This window comes from Rhodopirellula islandica, assembly GCF_001027925.1.
In the GTDB taxonomy this organism is placed as follows: domain Bacteria; phylum Planctomycetota; class Planctomycetia; order Pirellulales; family Pirellulaceae; genus Rhodopirellula; species Rhodopirellula islandica.
The window spans coordinates 71,309-90,536 of record NZ_LECT01000014.1 but is presented as its reverse complement, the minus strand read 5'-3'; the positions used below and the strand labels follow the sequence as shown (position 1 = coordinate 90,536).

The window sequence follows — 19,228 nt, the reverse complement described above, 5'->3', positions numbered from 1 at the left end:
AGTCGAACGAATGGGGTTCGATGTCTTCTCATCTCATTGAATTATCTCGTCGGAGGATGTTTTCGATGGATCGCAGTTATCAACCCGGGTTTGCTCGGAAAATGTGTGTTCCTGGTGTTGTTCTGTTCGCGGCCTTGTTGGCTGTCACGGCGGTGGTGCCGGTGCAGGCGGACGAGCCGGACACGGCCGGTTTGTTCTCCGAATTCTCGCTGGACGATTTTGCTGCGGACGGCAACGCGGCACTGCAGACCGACGAACCCGCGGATGCCACAGCGACCTACTCGGCCACTGCGGAGGGTGAGATTGAGATTCAGGTCCAGGTGAAACTTCAGCCGAAGTGGCATTTGTATTCCACGACCCAGCCCCAAGGCGGACCCAAGCCAACCAAGTTGAGTTTGGTCGACGCGGATGCCGTGAAACTGACCGGGGATTGGAAAAGCGACCGAGAACCATTGCGCAGCGTCTCGCAGGACTTTGGGGGGATCACCGTCGAAGAGTTTGAAGAAGAGGTCAACTTCACCGTCACCGCGAAATTGGCGGATGGAGCGACGGTTTCTCAGTTGGGTGACTTGCAGATTCGTCTGGACGCGTTGACGTGTCTGACCGGCGGGGCGTGCATGCCCATCAACGAAACCTTGACCGCCAAGTTCACTGGCGATGTTCCCGAGTCGGTTTCGACGCCAGCCAAGCAAACGATGGCGTCCACGAAGTCGGAGGATCCAGCGGGACTGAAAGCTCATCCCGTTGAGATCGAGAAGGCTTTTCGTGATCGCGATTACGTTGTGCGATGGGAAGCAATCAACTTGACGCCCGAGTTGGAACCCGGCCAAACCGGGACGCTTCGCTTCACTGCGATTCCTGATGCGGGGTATCACGTTTACACCTCGTCGGTGAACGACGAGCAGTCCAAGACCAACTTTGTGGTCAGCGAGAAATCGAAGTTGAAGGTCGGTGCACCTCAGACCAAGTCGCGATCCGTGGACTATGCCTTGTTGCCCGGCGTGACCTATCACAATGGCAATGTGACTTGGACAATCCCCGTGTCGATCCCCGCCGATGCGGCGCCGGGCGAACACAAACTGGCCGGTGGGATCGCCTATCAAGCCTGCACGGATGACAGTTGTCAGCAGCCCAAAGCGATCGGGTTTGAAACCGTCGTCAATGTGGTCCCGTCGGCTCCTGCGAAGTCGCAACCAAAGCCAATGACGTTGGCCGCCAAGAAACGCATGTTGGTGTTGGACGATGCGGCAACGCTGCAGTGGGTGGACAAGGGCTTGTCTCCTTCACTGAGTGCCAGTGCCGAACCCGGAGCGACGACCAATGCCCAAACCGAAGACACGCCCCGGATTGCGATGGCGGACGCCGCAGCGAGTGGTTCGAGTGCCGCTGGAGCGGCTCATGGTGTGACCCGTGAGACAGTCAGCGAAGCCGCTGTGCTGGACGACACAGAGAACGCTGGCACTGCCTTTGGCACGACGCTGTTGTTTGCTTTCATCGGCGGCGTGATCCTGAACTTCATGCCTTGTGTGTTGCCAGTCGTTGGCCTGAAGGTGATGAGTTTTGTTCAGCAGGCTGGCCAAGATCGCAAGCGAATTTTCTTCCTCAACGTGGTCTACGCCCTCGGCATTTTGTCGGTGTTTGCGGTGCTGACGACGCTGGCAGTGGTGTTGTCTTTCAATTGGGGCCAACAGTTCACCTACTTCCCCGTCCGCTTGGGTTTGACGTTGTTGATGTTCGCGATGGCGCTCAGCTACCTCGGTGTTTGGGAAATCCCTGCTCCGGGCATGGCCGGTGGCAAGACTTCGCAAGCTCTGCAGCAACGCGAGGGCTACACCGGTGCGTTCTTCAAAGGTGTCTTCGCAACCGTGTTGGCGACGCCCTGCAGCGGACCGTTGCTGGGTGGCATCCTGGGGTTGACCTTCGCGTTGACCAGTCTGCAAACCGTCGCGGTGATCATGATCGTTGGCGTCGGGATGGCATTGCCTTACCTGATGATCGGCATCTGGCCATCGCTTGTGGCTTGGTTGCCCAAGCCTGGCACCTGGATGGAAACGCTGAAAGAATTCCTCGCCTTCTTGTTCTTGGGGACCGTGGCGTTCTTCTTCAATCAGTTCAGTGACGGCGACAAGTTGCCCGTGTTCGTGGCCTTGATCGGTGTTTGGTTTGGTTGCTGGATCATCGGCAAGGTGCCCAGTTGGAGCAGCCTGCAATCGCGATTGTATGCATGGTCGGGTGGCGTGGCTTCGGCCATCATCATCGGCGTCGCCGCTTTCCAGTGGTTGGGCCCTGCACCGGAGCCAGCCGAAGGTGTGAAGACGATTGCGTGGCAGCCTTACGACGAAGCCAAGTTGAAAGAGTATCAGTCCGAGGGACGCACGGTCATGATCGACTTCACGGCCAAGTGGTGTGTGAACTGCATCGTCAACTACAACGTCGCGCTCAACACCGAAGCGACTCGCCAGTTGATTGAAGAGCTGGACGCGGTGCCGATGCTCGCGGACTGGACGGATCAAGATCCAGAGATCGAAGCCAAGCTCAAGGAGCTGCAAAGTCGATCCATTCCCGTGTTGGCGATCTACCCAGGGAAATCACCAGCGGAGCCCATCGTGCTGCGAGATTTGGTGTCTCAGCAGAGTGTGTTGGATGCGTTGAAAGACGCCGGCCCCAGTATCGACGGAGCGGAGACGAAGGTTGCCCGCAGTGCCAGTTCCAGTGTGCCCGCAACCACAACGTCGCTGGGCGACCATGGCCTGAACGCAGGGCCAGCGGCCGCAGGCATGGCAACCCGGTGACCTCGGAAGCGGATGACACCATCGCCGCCATCGCCTCGCCGATGGCGCCCGCGCCTCGCGGGATCGTGCGTCTGTCAGGTCATGACTGCCTCGATGTGTTGTGTCGGATGGAGATCTTGGACTCGGCCGAATCGATCGGTCGACGTTCGTTTCGAGCGTCGAAGAGGCTCGCTCTCGGGGAGCCGCTCGGTGCCATCGATGTCGACGTGATGGTTTGGCCGACCCAGCGCAGCTACACCGGACAGCCTTCGGCGGAACTGCATCTGATGGGGTCGCCGCCGTTGTTGCAATCCAGTTTGGATGCGGCCATTCGGGCCGGGGCCAGAGCCGCGCGTCCAGGTGAGTTCACGATGCGTTCGTTCTTGGCTGGACGATTGGATCTGACGCAAGCCGAGGCGGTGCTCGGCGTGATCGAAGCGGAGGATCGCGGCAGTTTGGATCAAGCGCTGTCGCAATTGGCCGGCAACCTTTCGCGGCCGTTGCAATCCGCTCGTTCAACCTTGTTGGATTTGCTGGCGGACGTGGAAGCCGGGTTGGATTTTGTCGACGAAGACATTGAGTTCATCTCCGATGAAGTGTTGGTGCGACGGCTCGATGAACTTCGTGCTCTGCTTTCACAAACGCGTTCGCAGCTCAGTGATCGAGGGGGGGCGTCGCCAACGATTCGGGTTGTCCTGCGAGGGTTGCCCAATGCGGGGAAGAGCCGGTTGCTCAATGTCTTGTCGCGTACCGAGTCGGCGATCGTGACCGATCAGGCCGGGACGACTCGTGATCTGGTCACGGTGGAGTCGAGCTGGGGCGGTCATTCGTTTCAATTGATCGACACGGCGGGGTTGGAATCACGAGAGGAGTCGGATCCGGAGGCACGTGTTTCGCGCGAGGCTCAGTTGCAGGCGGCGGAAGCGGCCCGTGGAGCGGACGTGCACGTGTGGTGCATGGATGCGACCCTCGGCGGCGATTTTGAATTCTTGAGAAACCCTGATGCGGTTGTGCCGGATGCCAAGCGATCGGCAGAACTGATCTGCGTCGCGACCAAACGAGATTTGATGCCAGCGGATTGGGAGGGTGATTTGATGCAGGCGGACTTCGCTCTCAGCAGTGAGTCGGGGGCGGGCGTGGAGAAATTGATCGAGAGCCTGGTCGGTTTCGCGGAACAGCGGGACGCCGGAGAGACGGGCAATGTGATCGGCACCGCCGCACGCTGCCAGGATTCGTTGGCTGCCGCGATGGATCACCTGGACCAAGCGATACAGTGGACGGAACAAGCCGCGGGACACGAATTGGTGGCCGCAGAAATGCGTCTGGCTGTTGAGGCGATCGGGGAAGTGACCGGTCAGGTCTACACCGATGATATTCTGGACCGCGTGTTCGGCCGGTTTTGCATTGGCAAATAGAACGTGGCAACGTCGTCCAGCCTGTGGGGTGACCACCACGGGCTGGAAGACGATGCCACAGTTCTTTTCATTCCGATGAGATTCAATGGAGAAGTATGATGACAGAGCGAGCGGTTTTGGCAGGCGGATGTTTTTGGGGCATGCAGGATCTGATTCGCAAGTTGCCTGGCGTTGAATCGACGCGTGTGGGCTACACCGGCGGTGAGGTGCCCAACGCGACCTATCGCAATCATGGCAACCACGCCGAAGGGATCGAAATTCTGTTTGATCCGGAGCAGACGAGTTACCGTCAGTTGCTGGAGTTCTTCTTTCAGGTTCATGACCCGACGACGCCAAACCGTCAGGGGAATGACCGCGGTCCGTCGTACCGTTCTGCGATTTACTATGTCGATGAGCAGCAGAAGCAGACCGCACTGGACACCATGGCGGACGTGAATGCGTCGGGCTTGTGGCCGGGAAAGGTGGTCACGGAAGTGGAACCTGTGAGCGATTTTTGGGAAGCCGAACCCGAGCACCAGGACTACCTCGAGAAAGTCCCCAACGGGTACACGTGCCATTTCGTGCGTCCGAATTGGGTGCTGCCCAAACGGGCTTCTGCGGAGTGAGGAGGCGGGCATGGGAAGTGGCTCGCACTGCCCTCCCCCGGCAATCTCGCTTTCCGACCCCAACGCGTCACGGCTTGTGGATTGAATCCTAACCCGACGCGTGAGCGAGGGATCGCGTGCCATTGCAACGAGCCGGTGGGTCCCTCGCTCACGCGTCGGGTTGTGAACTCGAGTGAATCGACAGGCCGGTCCGCGAGGCCCACGCGGCATGCCCGACGCCGGCCCCATCCGGGGCGATGATTGCCGCCGAATGCTCCTCCGGTTCGCGTCCCGTCCTCGCCTCCACCACCCGGATTTTGCAATTTGCAATTTTACTTTTCTGATCTTAACATCTCTTCCGGCGTGGCGGTTGGGTCATCGACGGGAGCCAAGATGACTTCGAGTTCGATTTCTTCGCCTTTGCGAATCACCTTCAGCGACTGGGTGGAGCCGACTGGTTGTCGTTCAATCGCTTCGCGAAGATCGATTGGTTTGAGGAAGGGTTGGCCAGCGAACTCGGTGATCACGTCCAACTGTTCCAGGCCAGCTCGATCGGCTGAGCTCTTGCGAATGATTTCATAGACGAGCACGCCCAATCCCTCAGGCAGTTTGAAAATCTTGGCCATTTTCGCGTTCAGTTCCACCGTGGTGATTCCCATGGTCGAGCGACGGACGGTTCCGAAGCGGGCCAATTCGCGAGCAATCCATTTGGCTTGATCAATCGGCACGGCGAACCCGATGCCTTGGTAACTTCCGTTGCGAGTTGCAATCGCCGTGTTGATCGCGATCACGTTGCCATCCAGGTCGACCAAGGGGCCGCCGGAGTTGCCCGGGTTGATCGCCGCATCGGTTTGCAACAATCGACTGCGGCGGATGCGATCGAGCCTTCGATTTTTGGCGCTGATGATGCCGGCGCTGACGGTGGCTTCCAACTTGAATGGGCTGCCGATGGCCAGCACCCAGTCGCCGATGTCGAGTGTGTTGGAGTCCCCGTATTGAGCGACCTTCAGGGCATCGGCGGAGGTGACTTGCAGCACCGCGATGTCACTGGACGGGTCACCGTGCACTTTTTCAGCGACCAGTTCGGTTTCGTTTGGCAATTGGACGACCACCTTCTTCGCATTCGCGATGACATGGTTGTTGGTCATCACCCAGTACGTTGTCTTGTCTTCGTTGGCGTTCTTGTCGGCATCCGGGAAAGGATTGATGATCACGCCGGATCCCAGCCCGCTGAGTTCAAACTCGCCATCGTCGGATTGCTGGGGAGGAGTTGGGCCGACGGGTTCGTCGGGGGATTCTTCGTCTGTTTCCGGTTCGGCTTCGTCGGTGTTTTCGCCAGAGAGCGTCTGATTCTGCCCGTAAGAGAACACGGTCACGACGGAGGGGCCTGCTTCCCGGGCCGCGTCACGGAAGGCCCTTGAAAGTGATCGGGCGCTGACTTGAGCCGCCTCGTCAGCGTTTGCCGCAGGCAGGCTGACGTCGGGCTGGCCGAAGTTCAGTGCAGCGATGGCAAGGAGGACAAGCAGGAGGCGAGATGGTTGTCGATGAGATGTTCGAATCGTCACGTGCTGGGTCGCTGTGCGGGGGGAGTCAATTTTCAACAACATTTCAGGAACGCTTGGAACCAGTTGAGAAGGTGAAGGGGGGATCTGACATGTTACCGCGCCCGAATCCATTTCAAACTGGCTGTGATGCCTCGGCAGCGGACGCGTTTTGGTAAAATGGAGAGCCAGTGCCGCAAATGTCGAAGCCAATTGCGGCGGAGGTGCTCCGAATACGTGTTGCCGCATTGCTTCAGGGATGAAGCGAGGTACTCTATCGGGACTTGATGGCGGAATCTGCTCCTCTCTTCGGTGAGTCTACTTCCTTGTCTCTCTATCCTGCCATGACCGATGTTCACAGCCAAGCGTCCGAGATCGATCCACCCAGCGACGAAGATGTCCAGCGTTTGGTTCAGGCGGCCATCTCGGCTCGCGATCATGCGTACGCGCCGCACAGTCACTTCTACGTTGGCGCTGCGTTGTTGACCCACGACGGGCGTGTGGTCGAAGGTTGCAACGTTGAAAATGCCAGCTACTCGTTGACGCAATGTGCGGAACGAACGGCGGTCTGCACCGCCGTGGCGGGCGGTTATCGAATGTTCCATGCCGTGGCAATCGCCAGCATCGGCGGTGCGATGCCCTGTGGTGCTTGCCGGCAAGTGCTGGCCGAATTCGGGTCGGATCTGTTTGTTTACACGATCGATGTGATCGATGGCGAACAACAAATGCGTCGCCTATCGGATTTGTTGCCTGACGCTTTCTCGACGTCCAACATTCCGAAGCGGTGAGTTGCTGGCCCACGTCTTGGTAGCTGGATTCACCAGAATAGCGTAGGCCAGGTTCTACCTGGCGGGGCGATTGGACGGATATCGCTGGGGCTTGCGGGGGCGGCTGGACGCCTCACTTTGTTCCAAAGCATCGGCTGGGTGCCAGGTGATGACCTGGCCTACGTTGATGGATTCACCGGGATCCCGTGTGGTCCCTCGCTGACGCGTCGGGTTGTGATGTTGGTAGCCGGATTCGCCAAGAATTCAGATGGGCGAGTTGGTGAGCGGTCCGGATTCTGGCGAATCCGGCTACGGGAGGTTGCGACTTCAGATCAGCTCCGTGACTTTCCCGTCGCTGTCAGCGAACGATTTCGCGGGAACATCGAGCTGCTGGAGCATGGTGACGAACAGGTTGGAAAGAGGTCGGTCTTCGTGAGCGATCTCTTGTTGCCACGGTTCGCGACCACCATCCCAGGCACCGCCCTGCGGGTTGGAGCCAGCCTTGTTGATGTACTTCCCATGTTTGAATCCCATGTTCTTGCCACCCGCCAGAATCAACGGGTAATTGCGAGACAGGTGGAAGGCACTGGACGCGGAGCCGAACAATAGCAGCGTGTTGTCGAGCATGGATCCCCGTCCGGCGGGTTCTTCGGTTTCTTTCAGCTTGCCGATGAAGCGTCCAAATTCCTCGTTGAGGAACTGGCAGTAAACCGCGAAGTTTTTCCAGCCGCCTGGGTTCTTGGTTTCGTGAGAGAGTTGGTGAGCCAGACTGAAGCCGACAGCGCGAGCCAAGTGATCGCTGATGCCCACGCCGTTTTCACGACCGATTTGGTAGGTGGCAACACGGGTCGAATCGGTTTTGAACGCCAGGTAAATCATCTCGAACATCGTCTGCAAATATTGACGTGGTTCGTCCGGTGTCAGGTTGAGGTTCAAGTGGTCCGCGTTGACAGTTGGCAGTGGCGTGTTGAGCCAATGCTTTGCCTTTTCAACCTTGATCTCAGCTTCGCGAACGGAGTCGAGGTATTCATCCAGGCTGGATTGATCGCGTGAAGAAAGCGTCTTGCGAAGCGATTGGGCATCGGCCAGCAGGTCATCCAGCGCACTTTGGCTGAGTGCCAAGCGGCGTGCCGCATCTTCGTCGCTTTTGACGAAGAGCATGTCGAAGATCCGTTTGGGGCGGTTCTCCGCCGGGATGGCGCGACCATTTCGATTGAATGAAAGAGTGTGTGTGCCTCGCGGTGTTCCGGTGCCACCATCGGTCGACATCACGAGCGAGGAGTACCGGGTTTGGTTGCCAACGTATTCCGCGTAAATCTGATCCAGCGAAATGTTGTTCTTGTAGGGACCATTGGATCCGGTATCGGCGGCCGTCAGAAACTGATCGGCGTTGGAGTGCCCGTGGACACTGCGTGATTGGGGGTGAGAGAAACCAGACAAAATGCTGATCTCATCCCGCAGCGATTCCAGGGGTGACAAGGCCTTCGTGAACGTGAAGTCGTCTCCGGTACCATGCGGGAACCACGACCAGTCTTGGTAGGCGGGGTCTTCCGGCAATGGCATCGGCACACCATCGGGGAAATAGAAACACGCCAAACGCTTCGGGTCCTTGGTTTCTTCGGAAGCTCGCACCGCCGACATCGCGACGGATTCGAACAGTGGCAGGGCCAGTGCGACACCGGTGCCGCGAAGAAAACGGCGACGATCGAGGCCATTCAGATTCAACGTCATGGAAGGTTCCTGGAAGACTGCGAGCTTGGCGAGAGGAATGGGTTGGGTGGCACAGGGAGGCGGAGATCACTTGGACTGAAAGAGGTCGCTGGCGACCAATTGCCGAATCATCGTGGCGAGGCCATCGTCCTGCTGGCGAACTTCCGCTGTGATTTGATCGACGCTGGAATGGTCTGCAAATGTGAGCGGACGCCCGAGGGCGAAGGTTGCCAGCTTATGGACCATCGCGCGAACAAATTGGTCCTGGCGATCTTCCAACAGGTAACGTTTGAGGCCTTCGACGCCGGAGAGTTCCTGTTGATTGAACAGCGTGGCGGTTGCGTCGACGGGTTTGCCGTTGATGGAGTTGCGCCAACGACCGACCGCGTCGTAGTTTTCAAATGCGATGCCCCACGGGTCAATTTTGGAGTGGCACGACATGCAGGCGGGATGGTTGCGGTGATCTTCCATTCGTTCGATCAAGGTCATCTTGGCGATTTCAGGATCGGCCAGGTCAATCTCGGGAACTGCAGGTGGCGGTGGTGGTGGTGGATCGTTGAGGATGCTTTCCAACAACCACACGCCACGCTTGAGTGGATGTGAGTTGGTGCCGTCCGAGTTCATCGCCAGCAAACCGGCTTGAGTCAGCAAGCCGCCGCGTCGAGGATCGGATTGCAGGGAGACTCGGCGAAAGTGGTTGCCGTGGACGTGGGGGATCCCGTAGTGCTGAGCCAGACGTTCATTGACCATCGCGAAATCAGCGTGGATGAAGTGCAGCACGCTTTCGTCCTGCTGCAGCATTTCGTGAAAGAATGCGATCGGTTCTCGCTGCATCGCCTCTTTGAGCGAGGGGCTGAGCCTCGGTTTGGTTTCGGCGCCGTTGAGGAAGTCCAGGAGTTGGAGGTCGAGCCATTGATGAACAAATTGTTGGCTGAAGCGTTCCGCTTTGGGGTCGGTCAGCATTCGGTCGATTTGATTGTTCAGTTCATCGGCGGAGGTCAGTCGGCCATTGTCGGCGAGTTCGAGTAACTCATCGTCTGGGACACTGCACCACAAAAACAGCGCCAGTCGCGTTGCCAGTTCATGGGGTGTCAATCGATCGAGGTCGGAGTCCGATTCGGACGGCTCGGTTTCAGTCTCGCGAACGACGTACAGAAAGTTCGGCGAGGAAAGGACCGAGGCCAGCACTTCCGAGGTGGCTTCTTCCATGGATTCACACTGGCCGCGAATGGCAGTGAAAAGTTTGAGTTTGCGTTGCAACTCCGCATCGCTGGGAGGTCGCCGCCAGGCTTGTCGCATGAACGACGTCAGGATTTCGCTGGCGTATTGCAGTTCATCGTCACGATGTTCACTGGCAAAGAAGATGCGTTGGTGAGATGCGGGGGGCCACTGATCGTTGACGGGAGCGACGACCTCAACATGGTCGATTTGGATGGCTGCTTTGGAAACCGAACTGTTGACGAACCGGATGTACTCCGAAGGGCTGGGCATCGCTCCCATCTTGGAGGCTCCGCGGACGGAGTTGCGTGGGTAGATGTCGCCCAGCGGAACGTCCCACTCATAGATCTGCGGTTCGTCGGGGGATGCAGTGATTGGTTGGTCGGCGAGGCTCACACGCATGTCGGCGCGGCCCTCGTTGCTGGCTCGCCAGCCGAAATCCAGTTGCAAACTGGGCGGGTGCAATTCGTCGTTCGACGTGTCGTGCTCACGCAACCAAGAGGCCCGAACGCGAACTCGCATCACGCCTTGGTTGGGAACTTGGTCGCCCAGTTCCACGATCAGCTTTTGATTCCGACCGCCGGGCAGCACGGCGACGTGATCCGAGGTGGGCGGCATGACTCGCGGTGCATCTTCGGAATCCATCGCATAGCGAGCCCCGTTGTAAGCCCAGCTGGCTGAGACCTTTTGCCCGGTCGTCAAGTTTCTGTAATGGGTGTCTCGTGGGATCTCTTGAAAGCTTTCGCGAAGCGCGTCGACTTCTTGCTTTTGCTTTTCAGGATCGTCTTTGAGTTTTTCGGCCAGTTGATCGAGTTTGGATTGCTGTTGGTGCCGGTCGACCTGGCTGTTCTGTTTCATGCTGATGCTCCAGTGGATTGGAGCCGGTTGTTTGTCCAACACGATGGCTCGGTCGAGGGCTTGTCGGGCCAATTGGCGATAGGTTTCCAAGTGCTTGACGGACATGTGCAGCATCTCGGAGCTGTTTTGGAAGCCATCGTCCGAGTGAGCTTCGGGAGGCAGGTCCTTGGCAAACTCGTAAGGCAGCCCGAGAAGATCCTGCAACGCATGATTGGTTTCGTAACGCGTCAATCGACGGAATGACGAGTGGCCGCTGGTGGCACGTCGAAAGGTGGAGGCGACTTGGATTTCGCCCGACAGCCACTCGACGACGGTGCGGCGGTCCTCGTCGTCCATCTCCAGTTCGTCCGGCGGCGGCATCTCACCGTTGTTGAGCACGGCCAAGACTTCCACCCACCAATCCACGTCAGCGCCTTCCAGCAAGTTCGGATCGAGCGTGTCGATTTGGATGTTGCCCTCGACATTGCCGGGCCCATGGCAGTCGATGCAAGACTCTTCCAAAATGGGAACGATGACGTCGCGAAAGGTTTGCAGGTCGGCTTGAGGTGCCAGTGTCTCGGTCGGACGAGTGGTGGGTTCCAGGTATTTCGAGTGACTTGCGCCGTGCTGTTTGATTTCTTCCAAGGACCGGGAGGGGGCGGGCGCACGCTCTTCCGCTGTCAGGCAGATTCCCGAGAAACAAGCCCAGCAAAGCAATGCGAACAGTGCACGCGCATTCGCACGGAATGGGTGGGCGAACATGAGCTGGTTGGGGATGGCGGGAGGGAGGAGCGTCCAAGCAGGCATCCCGTCAACGATGAGACGGGGCCAGCGTGGAGTAAAAGCAAAAGGTGGGGACTTTCTACGCTCGTTCCTGTGGAGCGTTCATTATGCACCGTTTTGCAATGTGTTTCAATCGAAGCTTCCATGAAGTTGCCAATTGGCAGGATGATTGAGGTCGCGAAAAACCCACCAACGCACACCATCCTCCAGTTCCACTCGGAAGTAATCACGGCGAACCATCGGGCCTTGCCACCATCGAGTTTCGATTCGTTCGGGGCCCCAATGTTGATGCACCTTCCACACGCGACCGCGATATCGAAATCGGGGGGGGAATTGATTTTCGCCAAGGGGCTCTTGGCCATCGCCTAAAGGAGTGAGTCGCTGAGGTGAGGGATGCAGTTGCAGTGGCCGACGTCCGGCATCATGGGCAGTGGGGGCCCCCTTGCGAGTCGCGTCCCCTGAACGAAGCTGAGACTCGTCGTGGTCTTCTGCCGTGGCCGATGATTTCGATTTGGATCGGCGTCGCCTCGGTGGGGTGGCCAGTTTGCGACCGCGGGATTGCGTCATCGGAAAGTCCGACACGGTGTCTTCGGGAAGCGGATCGCGATTGATTCGAACACCTCGCACGGAATCTTCGCCCAAGCGACCGCTCAGAGAATCGATCAAACGAGCGATGTCGGTTTGGCGTGTCCAATCAGTTTGAGTGTCGTTTTCGAAGGCGGGCCCGAAAATGGACGGTTGAGTGCTGGCCAGGATCGCGTCTTGCAACACGTCCAACCGCAGGTGCGTGACCTTGGATTGGCAGGCATGGGATTCAAAGGCACCGATCATCAGATTGCTGAGATGATCCAGGTCCAGCGTCGGCGAGAACAATCCGGATTCCAGCGTCACGGGTGGCGACTCGGTGAAGTCGACTTGGCAGCGCAAACGCAGCACGCCTCTTCCCAATGGACGCAAGGACGCGGTGGCGGATTCGATCAAGCGAATGATGCGGTCGCGAATCAGGTCGACGGCATCGGTTGGATATTCCAGTTCCAAGGCGGCGGTGTGTTCGGTCGGAATGTCGATCGCGAGAATCGATTCTTCGACTTCCCCGAGTGCTTGGGCGATGCGGTGACACAAACTGTGGCCGATGCGAGTGGCCAATCCATTGCGTGGCAATTGCAACAATGAGCCGATGGTTTCGATTCCCAGTCGCTGCAAGGTTTCCACCTCGGTGGGATTCAAACGCAAGGCGGATGGGGGCAGCGTTTGCAGTGCCTCGCGGGTGCGATCAGCGGGAGCCAAAAAGAAATCGAAGTTGTTTCTGGTGAGGTCTTTGGATCGCGTTTGAGAGGGCGCGTGAGTGGCCAATGCCCAAGCCGCGCCAAGTGTGCTGGCGATCGCCAACCGAGCTTTCAAATGACGGCGTTTGAGAATGGTGGCCGCGGCGGCGAGCAAGCCTGGTTCGTCGCTGAACAGATGGGTGACCCCATCGATTTCAGCGACGAGCGCCTCGGGGTCATGTCGAAAGCGTCCGGCCCATTTGAATCGGTCGAGCGTTTCCAGTGCGATCTGCGGGCACAGGTGGCTTTGCAGTTCCGTGGCCAGCGAATGCAACGCGCGGCGATCGGCCACACGATCGTGTTCATCGATGATCGCGGCAGGGATGGGTGGGACGCTTTGATTCGCGACGCTTCGGCTGGAGTTGTGTTGATCGGCCAGCGTGGTCGTGATGTCAACGGCTTGCGCGATCGGCATGCCCAGACGCACGCCCATGGCCGCGGCGCGTTGGCAGTTCGCCGCCACGATTCGTCCGCGACGTGGGTCGGCGTGCCAGAGGATCAGCGGCGCGGTGGCTGGGGAGGGCTTGGTTGTGCTACCCAGCGGCGCGGCGTTGGGGGGCTCGCGGAGGATTCTCTCGGCGTGTCGACGTTGGATGGGCCAGTTGGGCAGCCAAATGCACAGCAGCCTTTTCATGATGGTTTGCCGTGGATGTGTCAGCGGTTGCGATGTCACCAACCATGTTTGAGTGAGCAGCGAGAAAGGGTCGTGAATCCAAATCGTGCAGCATCGCGTCGGGGGTGATCCCCAAGAAGGCTTGCCGGGCCACGCTGGTTTTTGCGCGGGGCATCGTCACGTGAGCCACTCGAAGATCGCGATGACGACGAAGGTTGGTGGGCGGCAGAGCGGGACGTGAGCGGGGAAGTGGAACGATTTGTTCGGGCTGAGCCGGGACGGATCGCACGTGCCAACGCACCGAAGCAAACGATGGCTGCCGGCCCGCTGACGCGGTTCGCACGAGCAGGCCAGGTGTTTGCCCGGTTTCGGCGGCGAGTTGCAAGCGGCGTGCGTCTCGGTCGTTCAGGTTCCAGGGCAGCATCGACCACACCGCGGCAACGGAGCCACAACGCAGGGCTTGGTCGAGCGTCCACACCGCGTCGCGCCGGTTCGTGACGCGGCACCAAACGATGCGTTCCGCGGGGATGCCACAAGCGACCGCGGCGGGAGCATAAAAGTGACCGCCGGGATCGACGACGATGAGGGGGCCGTCGTGGTGAGCGTGGGCCGTTGATGGAGGTTGCCCAGTCGTTCCCAGCATTTGGGCCGCGGCGAGCAAGGAGAGTGTGCCTGCTCCGCCGCCTTCCGTTTCTGCAATCCATTCGCTGATCGTGCCACGCCGCATTCCGCCGCCGGGCAACCAAGAATCCAGCGTCGAGGATCCGGTTGAAAATCGCGGCGTGGAATCGGTCGCGACACGCGGATCCGAGATCGCTTCGGCCTGGCGACGCAGTTTTTGCAGCAGTGCTTCGCGGGTGGTGGGTTCCTGTTCGGCCTTCCCCTCGCCCCTCCTGGAGGGCGGGTGGGTGGGGGTGTGGTCGTCGCCTTGGGGCGAGGGAGAGGGAAACGGGGGGTGGTTCGCGCTTCGCTTGGCTTTCCCGGGGGAAGGTTGTTTTTCGCCGGAAGGGGGAAGCGGGGGGGCTGCGTGACGACGCCTGGTGATTGAGGTTACAGTGGAAGGAGCCACTGGTTCTTCCCAGAAAGCAAACGTTTGCTGTTCGGGAACTCGTTCCAAGACGCTGGTTGACGCGGTCAAACGGCGTGGGGCGGAAAGGTTTTCGGTGGAAACGCTGTTCGGCATCGTCTTGTTGCCTACCTGGTTGGGTTCAGTCCGTTGAGCCTAGCAAACATTTGCTAGCAAATCCCTTTTTTCGCGAAAAATCACCCTCGCCGATTTCACATGCTCCAGAAAATCCGCTGGTTTCTGTCGTTGCTGGCCGTCTTGGTCGTCGTCATCGTGGCGTTTCAAAACCAAGACTCGGTGCCGCTCACGATTTTGTTTTTCAGTGGTGAATACCCACTGACGTTGCTGCTGCTGGGCTGCTCTGGTGTCAGCTTTGTGCTGGGTTGTTTGATGACGGCGTGGAGAATCCGCAGTCGTCACAAGGCTCAGGCCGCCCGAACTCAGTCAGCCCGGGAATCGGAAACCAAGCAACAGGATGCCCCCACCCAGAAAGCGTCTTCCACCAAGAAAAATGGGGTCGCGGACAACCAAACAGCCGAAGCTTCCATCGGCTTGGATCAGGAAGCGACCTGAACGTTGTCGTCGGCGGCGTCAAAGTCGCTGGCCTTTTGTTGCGACGCGGCGCGGCGACGAGCCACCAAATCGTGGCGACGCAAAACGGCCTGGGCCAGATCGCCGATTCGTTGAATGGGGCGTTCGGTGGATGACCGTTGGGCTTCGAGTTGCTCTCGTCCTTGGCGAATCAGTTCCGCGAGAGCCAGCAGTGTGGGTTCGGACGTGTTGTCGGTGCCCTTGGGCTTCGGTGCTGCGATCACGGAGACCGATGCGATCACGGGCGAAGTCGGTGCGATGGCGTCGAAGAGGGAGAGCTGAGTCATTCGAAAAACCTTCGTCAGTGGGGCGGGAGGCCGAGGTGACGTGTGGGTCACGTCTCACTGAAAAGATTGTTCGCTAGTCCTGTGACACGTTTGGTCACGCCGGAAGCGGCTTGTTGACTTACTCGAGTTCACAACCCGACGCGTGAGCGAGGGATCCACAGGCTCGTTGCATGGCACGCGATCCCTCGCTCACGCTTCGGGTTAGGATTCAATCAACAGGCCGGAAGGGCACTGGGCTGTGACACTTGGTGGGATTGTCCTGGCAGGGGGTGCCGGTGGTCCCCGTTTGGTGCGTGTAAAGTGTTTGCCTTGAACGACTTGGGGAATTAGTGTGTCCGCTGATTGATGAGCCGTTGTGGTTGCCAGCACACCCGAATTGCATGGTGAACATGGCGGTTGTTCCCACTCAAGCGACTTGGTGCGATTGAGTTGGGGGCGTCTCAGCGGATCTCTTTTCCTTTTCCCCACACCCTGCCACCCCAGTCCTTGGCTTGTCGACGGTTGTCATTGCCGTTGAAAAGCGTGCTGGTGCGTGAGCGCTGCATCAACGGGCTTTCCCTTTGCTCTGGAAACCAGCACCTGCGTCTGTCGTCAAGCAATCCACGCGCTCGGTGGCCATGTCATTGGCCGCTGTCGGGGCGATCGCGTTGGGCATGTCATTGGCATGCGTGGTGACGGAAACAACTCAGCTTTTGCTGGTGTTGTCGTCGCTCAGTCACGAGATGATCGCGTGGTCGAACGGGGGAGTCGCTCTGTTGTTGTTCGTGGCGACCACGGCCTACACGTTCCCGCTTTTCTCGCGAGGGCTTGGTGCACGGGTGAGGCACCGTTTCCCGTCTTGGACGCGTCAGAAGCTTCGGTTGACGAATTTGGGAGCGGAGCGACGTTTCCTGCGGGTGTGCTTGATCGTGCTGGCGGCTTTTCCGCTTCAAACGAGTCTGGCGCACGCCGTGATGTTACGAGCCTCAAGCGACGCCAGGCTGACACCGCTGGTTTCGCCTTGGTGGTTCATGGGGTTGGCGATTGCCATGCTGGTGGCGGGCGGGCTGGTTCATTTTCAGTTGCCCAAGCTTTATTTGAAGTGTCGCTACGAGTCGTTGCTCAACGGTCTGCGGCACTACCCTCGCGGCGTGGCACTTCGCAGTTTCATTGCACAGTGGGACAATCCGAGTCGAAACATCTACTTGTCGTGCCGGGTCAGTCGTCGGGTCGCGTCGGCCCACCGCGCTGGGATCTTGATTTCCGCCGCCTGCTTCACCGCAGCAGGGTGTTTGCTCGCACGCGTCGAGCTGCCTTGGGTGTTGGCTGAGCTCGCAACGTTTCTGGCGATTGCTAGTATTTTCAGTCTGTGGCCCACCGCGACTCGGATGGTGAAATGGAGTGGCTTGGTTCTGGATCCACTTTGCGGCGATCCCGACGAATTCGACGAGTACGAGTGAAAACCTGCTGAGTCCGCTACAATCGTCTTCGTCAGAGCCAAGAGGCGCGCCACGAGACGTTTGACGAGACCGGGAGGCAGACGATTGGAATTCCTTGAAATCGAATGGTGCACCCCGTTGTACCAGGAGGCACTGGATCTCAGGCATTGCGTGCTGCGCGAACCGCTGGGGCTGAAGCTGACGGCGGAGGAATTGGACGGTGAATACGCCGAATTGCACTTTGGATTGCGGAATGGTTCCGAAAAATTGGCGGCGGTGGTGTCCGCCAAGCCTTTGACGTCCAGTTCGGTCAAGTTGCGGCAAATGGCGGTTGCCCCGGACCGGCAAGGCGAAGGCATCGGCGCCAAGTTGCTGGCCGAAGTCGAGGCCTCGCTGGAACAGCGGGGGTACACCCAATTCCAATTGCACGCCCGAGAGACAGCGATCGGTTTCTATGAAAAGGTGGGCTACACCGCGATTGGAGAAACCTTCACCGAGATTTCGTTGCCGCATCGCAAGATGGTGAAGCCTTATGATGGTGTCTGAACCGTTCGCCGCTGCCCTGGAAATGGGAGGAATGTTCGTGACGCCTGTTGGCAGGAGCACGTCGATTCGCAAAGGGTGGCCGGTTTGTTGAACCCGTCTTGTCTCCGTTTTGATCCTCTCTGTTTCGCTGGGCGTTCATGAATTCACCAAGCTTTTCTTCTCCTTCCGACGATGCTCCGAACGTTCGCCCCAGCGGCGAGGACCTGTCTCAATTTCGGGTGGCCAATCCTCCCGACAACGCGCAGCTAACGCAATTTGTAACCACGATCAAAAACGCAGAGCAGCAGGTGGGAGAGAATATCATCGAAGCTTTGAAGCATCCCGGCAGCGTTGCCGTCTTGACCACGGCCGTTTTGGGACCCGATGGGCAGCAGCGTGTGTTGTCCATGGCGCTCGACGCGGACCGCATGAGTCAGGTTCAAGAAATGCTAGAGTCTTCGATGGAAGAACGCGAAGACGAAGAGCCCTGCTATGGCTTTCATTGCTTGGTCAAGACAAAGGCTGCCAAAGAACCAACCAGCTCCAAGGAATGACAGGCTCCAGCGAACAACTGGTCCCAGGCAGGACCGGCTCCCGTGAATAAACGGTATCCTCGTATCGAACATCTCGAATCCAGCGGTGGTTGAATCCAGCGGCTGTTTCAAAAGTCAGTTGCCATCTCGACCGCTTCTGCTTTCTTTGCCATTCACTCGTCCTCTCATCTTGCGTGATTCGTTTTGTATTCTCCTGCTCAACCTGTGACGCCTCCAGCAGACACGTTGTCGGCCTCCCAAGAACTCAAGTCCAATTTGCCGGATGAGCTGCTGCTACCCTGGCAGCACTTGCAAGAGGTTTCGACACGGTTGCGGCAGGTGATCCGCGGGAAAGAGGACGTGATCGAAGCGGTGTTGATCGCATTGTTGGCGGAAGGCTCCGTGTTGCTGGAAGATGTTCCTGGCGTGGGCAAGACAACGCTCGCGAAATCGGTTTCGCGATTGATTGATTTGGAATACCAACGGATTCAATGCACGCCTGACCTGTTGCCAGCAGATATCTTGGGCGGACCGATTTACTTGCAGTCCAAGGGGGAGTTTGAGTTTCGTCCGGGGCCTGTGTTCTGCAATCTGTTGGTGGCCGATGAGGTCAACCGAGCGTCCCCGCGAACGCAGAGTGCGCTGTTGGAAGCGATGGCGGAATCGCAGGTCACAATCGATGGTGAACGCTATGACTTGAAGCATCCGTTCATGGTGATTGCGACTCAGAACCCGGCGGGATTTGAAGGCACTTTCCCCTTGCCAGAATCGCAGCTTGACCGATTCCTGTTTCGGTTGACGATGGATTACCCCGACATGGAAAGTGAAATTGATTTGCTGTTGGATCAATCCGAAGCGGAACCCGTGGCCGGATTGAAGCCGGTCATGCATGCCGACGAATTGACATTGCTTCAAACCTGGGTCCGCCAAATTCGAACCGACCGCAAGGTGGCTGCTTACGTCGTCGATTTGGCCACCGCCACCCGACAAGATTCTCGGTTGCGGGTGGGGTGCAGTCCGCGGGGCAGCAAAATGCTGATGCGTGCCTCCCAGGCGCGCGCCGTGTTGATGGGACGAGACTTTGTCTTGCCCGATGACGTTCAGCAATTGGCAACCGCCGTCTTGGCTCACCGGGTGAGCACACGCCACGGAACCGCGACATCCAATGAGAGTCGCCAAATCGTTGCGTCGATCGTGGACCAAGTTCCTGTCCCAGTTTGAATAGGCCACCAATGCAAAGGGAA

Annotated in this window: 17 protein-coding genes and 1 pseudogene; 9 read left to right on the top strand and 9 right to left on the bottom strand. The window is 58.6% G+C overall.

The genetic code is table 11. The annotated features are described in order from the left end of the window. The first annotated feature begins 56 nt into the window (after nucleotides 1–56). The 3 genes from RISK_RS05635 to msrA all read left to right on the top strand — a co-directional run bounded on the left by RISK_RS05635 (nucleotide 57) and on the right by msrA (nucleotide 4,791). Nucleotides 57–2,792, top strand: coding sequence for a protein-disulfide reductase DsbD family protein (locus RISK_RS05635; RefSeq protein ID WP_047813290.1), 2,736 nt, complete (start codon nucleotides 57–59; stop codon nucleotides 2,790–2,792). Then, the gene (locus tag RISK_RS05630; RefSeq protein ID WP_047813289.1) at nucleotides 2,789–4,186 is read left to right on the top strand and encodes a tRNA modification GTPase; all 1,398 of its coding nucleotides are present in this window, start codon (nucleotides 2,789–2,791) and stop codon (nucleotides 4,184–4,186) included. The genes RISK_RS05635 and RISK_RS05630 overlap by 4 nt, the downstream gene beginning before the upstream one ends. Nucleotides 4,187–4,281: 95 nt before the next feature. Continuing rightward, nucleotides 4,282–4,791, top strand: coding sequence for a peptide-methionine (S)-S-oxide reductase MsrA (gene msrA / locus RISK_RS05625; protein WP_315852638.1), 510 nt, complete (start codon nucleotides 4,282–4,284; stop codon nucleotides 4,789–4,791). A 311-nt stretch (nucleotides 4,792–5,102) separates the two neighbouring features. On the opposite strand, the gene RISK_RS05620 is transcribed toward msrA, so the two are convergent. Then, nucleotides 5,103–6,335: a S1C family serine protease gene (locus RISK_RS05620; RefSeq protein ID WP_236696056.1), complete on the bottom strand. Its 1,233-nt coding sequence runs from the start codon at nucleotides 6,333–6,335 to the stop codon at nucleotides 5,103–5,105. A gap of 320 nt (nucleotides 6,336–6,655) precedes the next feature. Between RISK_RS05620 and RISK_RS05615 the strand changes: the two genes are divergently transcribed. Beyond that, nucleotides 6,656–7,099 carry a cytidine deaminase gene (locus RISK_RS05615; RefSeq protein WP_047813288.1) on the top strand — a complete coding sequence of 148 codons (444 nt, stop codon included), beginning with the start codon at nucleotides 6,656–6,658 and terminating at the stop codon, nucleotides 7,097–7,099. Nucleotides 7,100–7,128: 29 nt separating this feature from the next. Here RISK_RS05615 and RISK_RS33495 read toward each other — a convergent pair whose 3' ends face one another. From RISK_RS33495 to RISK_RS05595, 7 genes and pseudogenes are all read right to left on the bottom strand, one after another. Then, the gene (locus RISK_RS33495; protein WP_390173917.1) at nucleotides 7,129–7,230 is read right to left on the bottom strand and encodes a DUF1589 domain-containing protein; all 102 of its coding nucleotides are present in this window, start codon (nucleotides 7,228–7,230) and stop codon (nucleotides 7,129–7,131) included. Next, on the bottom strand, nucleotides 7,212–7,271 hold the full coding sequence (locus tag RISK_RS32920) for a DUF1589 domain-containing protein (RefSeq protein WP_236696063.1): 60 nt from the start codon (nucleotides 7,269–7,271) through the stop codon (nucleotides 7,212–7,214). The genes RISK_RS33495 and RISK_RS32920 overlap by 19 nt, the downstream gene beginning before the upstream one ends. After that, nucleotides 7,270–7,342, bottom strand: a pseudogene (locus RISK_RS32915) (hypothetical protein); the annotation flags it as partial. The gene RISK_RS32920 and the pseudogene RISK_RS32915, both read right to left, overlap by 2 nt. A gap of 63 nt (nucleotides 7,343–7,405) precedes the next feature. Beyond that, nucleotides 7,406–8,809 carry a DUF1552 domain-containing protein gene (locus RISK_RS05610; protein WP_047813287.1) on the bottom strand — a complete coding sequence of 468 codons (1,404 nt, stop codon included), beginning with the start codon at nucleotides 8,807–8,809 and terminating at the stop codon, nucleotides 7,406–7,408. A gap of 66 nt (nucleotides 8,810–8,875) precedes the next feature. After that, entirely contained in the window at nucleotides 8,876–11,605 is a 2,730-nt protein-coding gene (locus RISK_RS05605; protein ID WP_047813332.1) for a DUF1592 domain-containing protein, read from the bottom strand. Nucleotides 11,606–11,755: 150 nt separating this feature from the next. Further along, nucleotides 11,756–13,384: a DNA polymerase Y subunit UmuC family protein gene (locus RISK_RS05600; protein ID WP_047813331.1), complete on the bottom strand. Its 1,629-nt coding sequence runs from the start codon at nucleotides 13,382–13,384 to the stop codon at nucleotides 11,756–11,758. A 100-nt stretch (nucleotides 13,385–13,484) separates the two neighbouring features. Beyond that, nucleotides 13,485–14,747, bottom strand: coding sequence for a hypothetical protein (locus tag RISK_RS05595; RefSeq protein ID WP_236696054.1), 1,263 nt, complete (start codon nucleotides 14,745–14,747; stop codon nucleotides 13,485–13,487). A gap of 99 nt (nucleotides 14,748–14,846) precedes the next feature. On the opposite strand from RISK_RS05595, the gene RISK_RS05590 reads away from it, so the two are divergent. Further along, nucleotides 14,847–15,203 (top strand): LapA family protein, encoded by a 357-nt coding sequence (locus RISK_RS05590; RefSeq protein WP_047813286.1) that lies wholly within the window; start codon nucleotides 14,847–14,849, stop codon nucleotides 15,201–15,203. Here the strand turns inward: RISK_RS05590 and RISK_RS05585 are convergent. Further along, complete coding sequence (locus tag RISK_RS05585) at nucleotides 15,188–15,508, bottom strand: hypothetical protein (protein ID WP_047813285.1); 321 nt, start codon at nucleotides 15,506–15,508, stop codon at nucleotides 15,188–15,190. The genes RISK_RS05590 and RISK_RS05585 overlap by 16 nt on opposite strands. Nucleotides 15,509–16,125: 617 nt before the next feature. Between RISK_RS05585 and RISK_RS05575 the strand changes: the two genes are divergently transcribed. The 4 genes from RISK_RS05575 to RISK_RS05560 all read left to right on the top strand — a co-directional run bounded on the left by RISK_RS05575 (nucleotide 16,126) and on the right by RISK_RS05560 (nucleotide 19,205). After that, nucleotides 16,126–16,947 (top strand): hypothetical protein, encoded by an 822-nt coding sequence (locus RISK_RS05575; protein ID WP_236696053.1) that lies wholly within the window; start codon nucleotides 16,126–16,128, stop codon nucleotides 16,945–16,947. 84 nt (nucleotides 16,948–17,031) lie between these two features. Further along, nucleotides 17,032–17,472: a GNAT family N-acetyltransferase gene (locus RISK_RS05570; protein WP_047813284.1), complete on the top strand. Its 441-nt coding sequence runs from the start codon at nucleotides 17,032–17,034 to the stop codon at nucleotides 17,470–17,472. 137 nt (nucleotides 17,473–17,609) lie between these two features. Continuing rightward, nucleotides 17,610–18,005, top strand: a complete 396-nt coding sequence (locus tag RISK_RS05565; RefSeq protein WP_047813283.1) for a hypothetical protein — start codon at nucleotides 17,610–17,612, stop codon at nucleotides 18,003–18,005. 225 nt (nucleotides 18,006–18,230) lie between these two features. Next, on the top strand, nucleotides 18,231–19,205 hold the full coding sequence (locus tag RISK_RS05560; protein ID WP_390173920.1) for an AAA family ATPase: 975 nt from the start codon (nucleotides 18,231–18,233) through the stop codon (nucleotides 19,203–19,205). Nucleotides 19,206–19,228 lie beyond the last annotated feature (23 nt).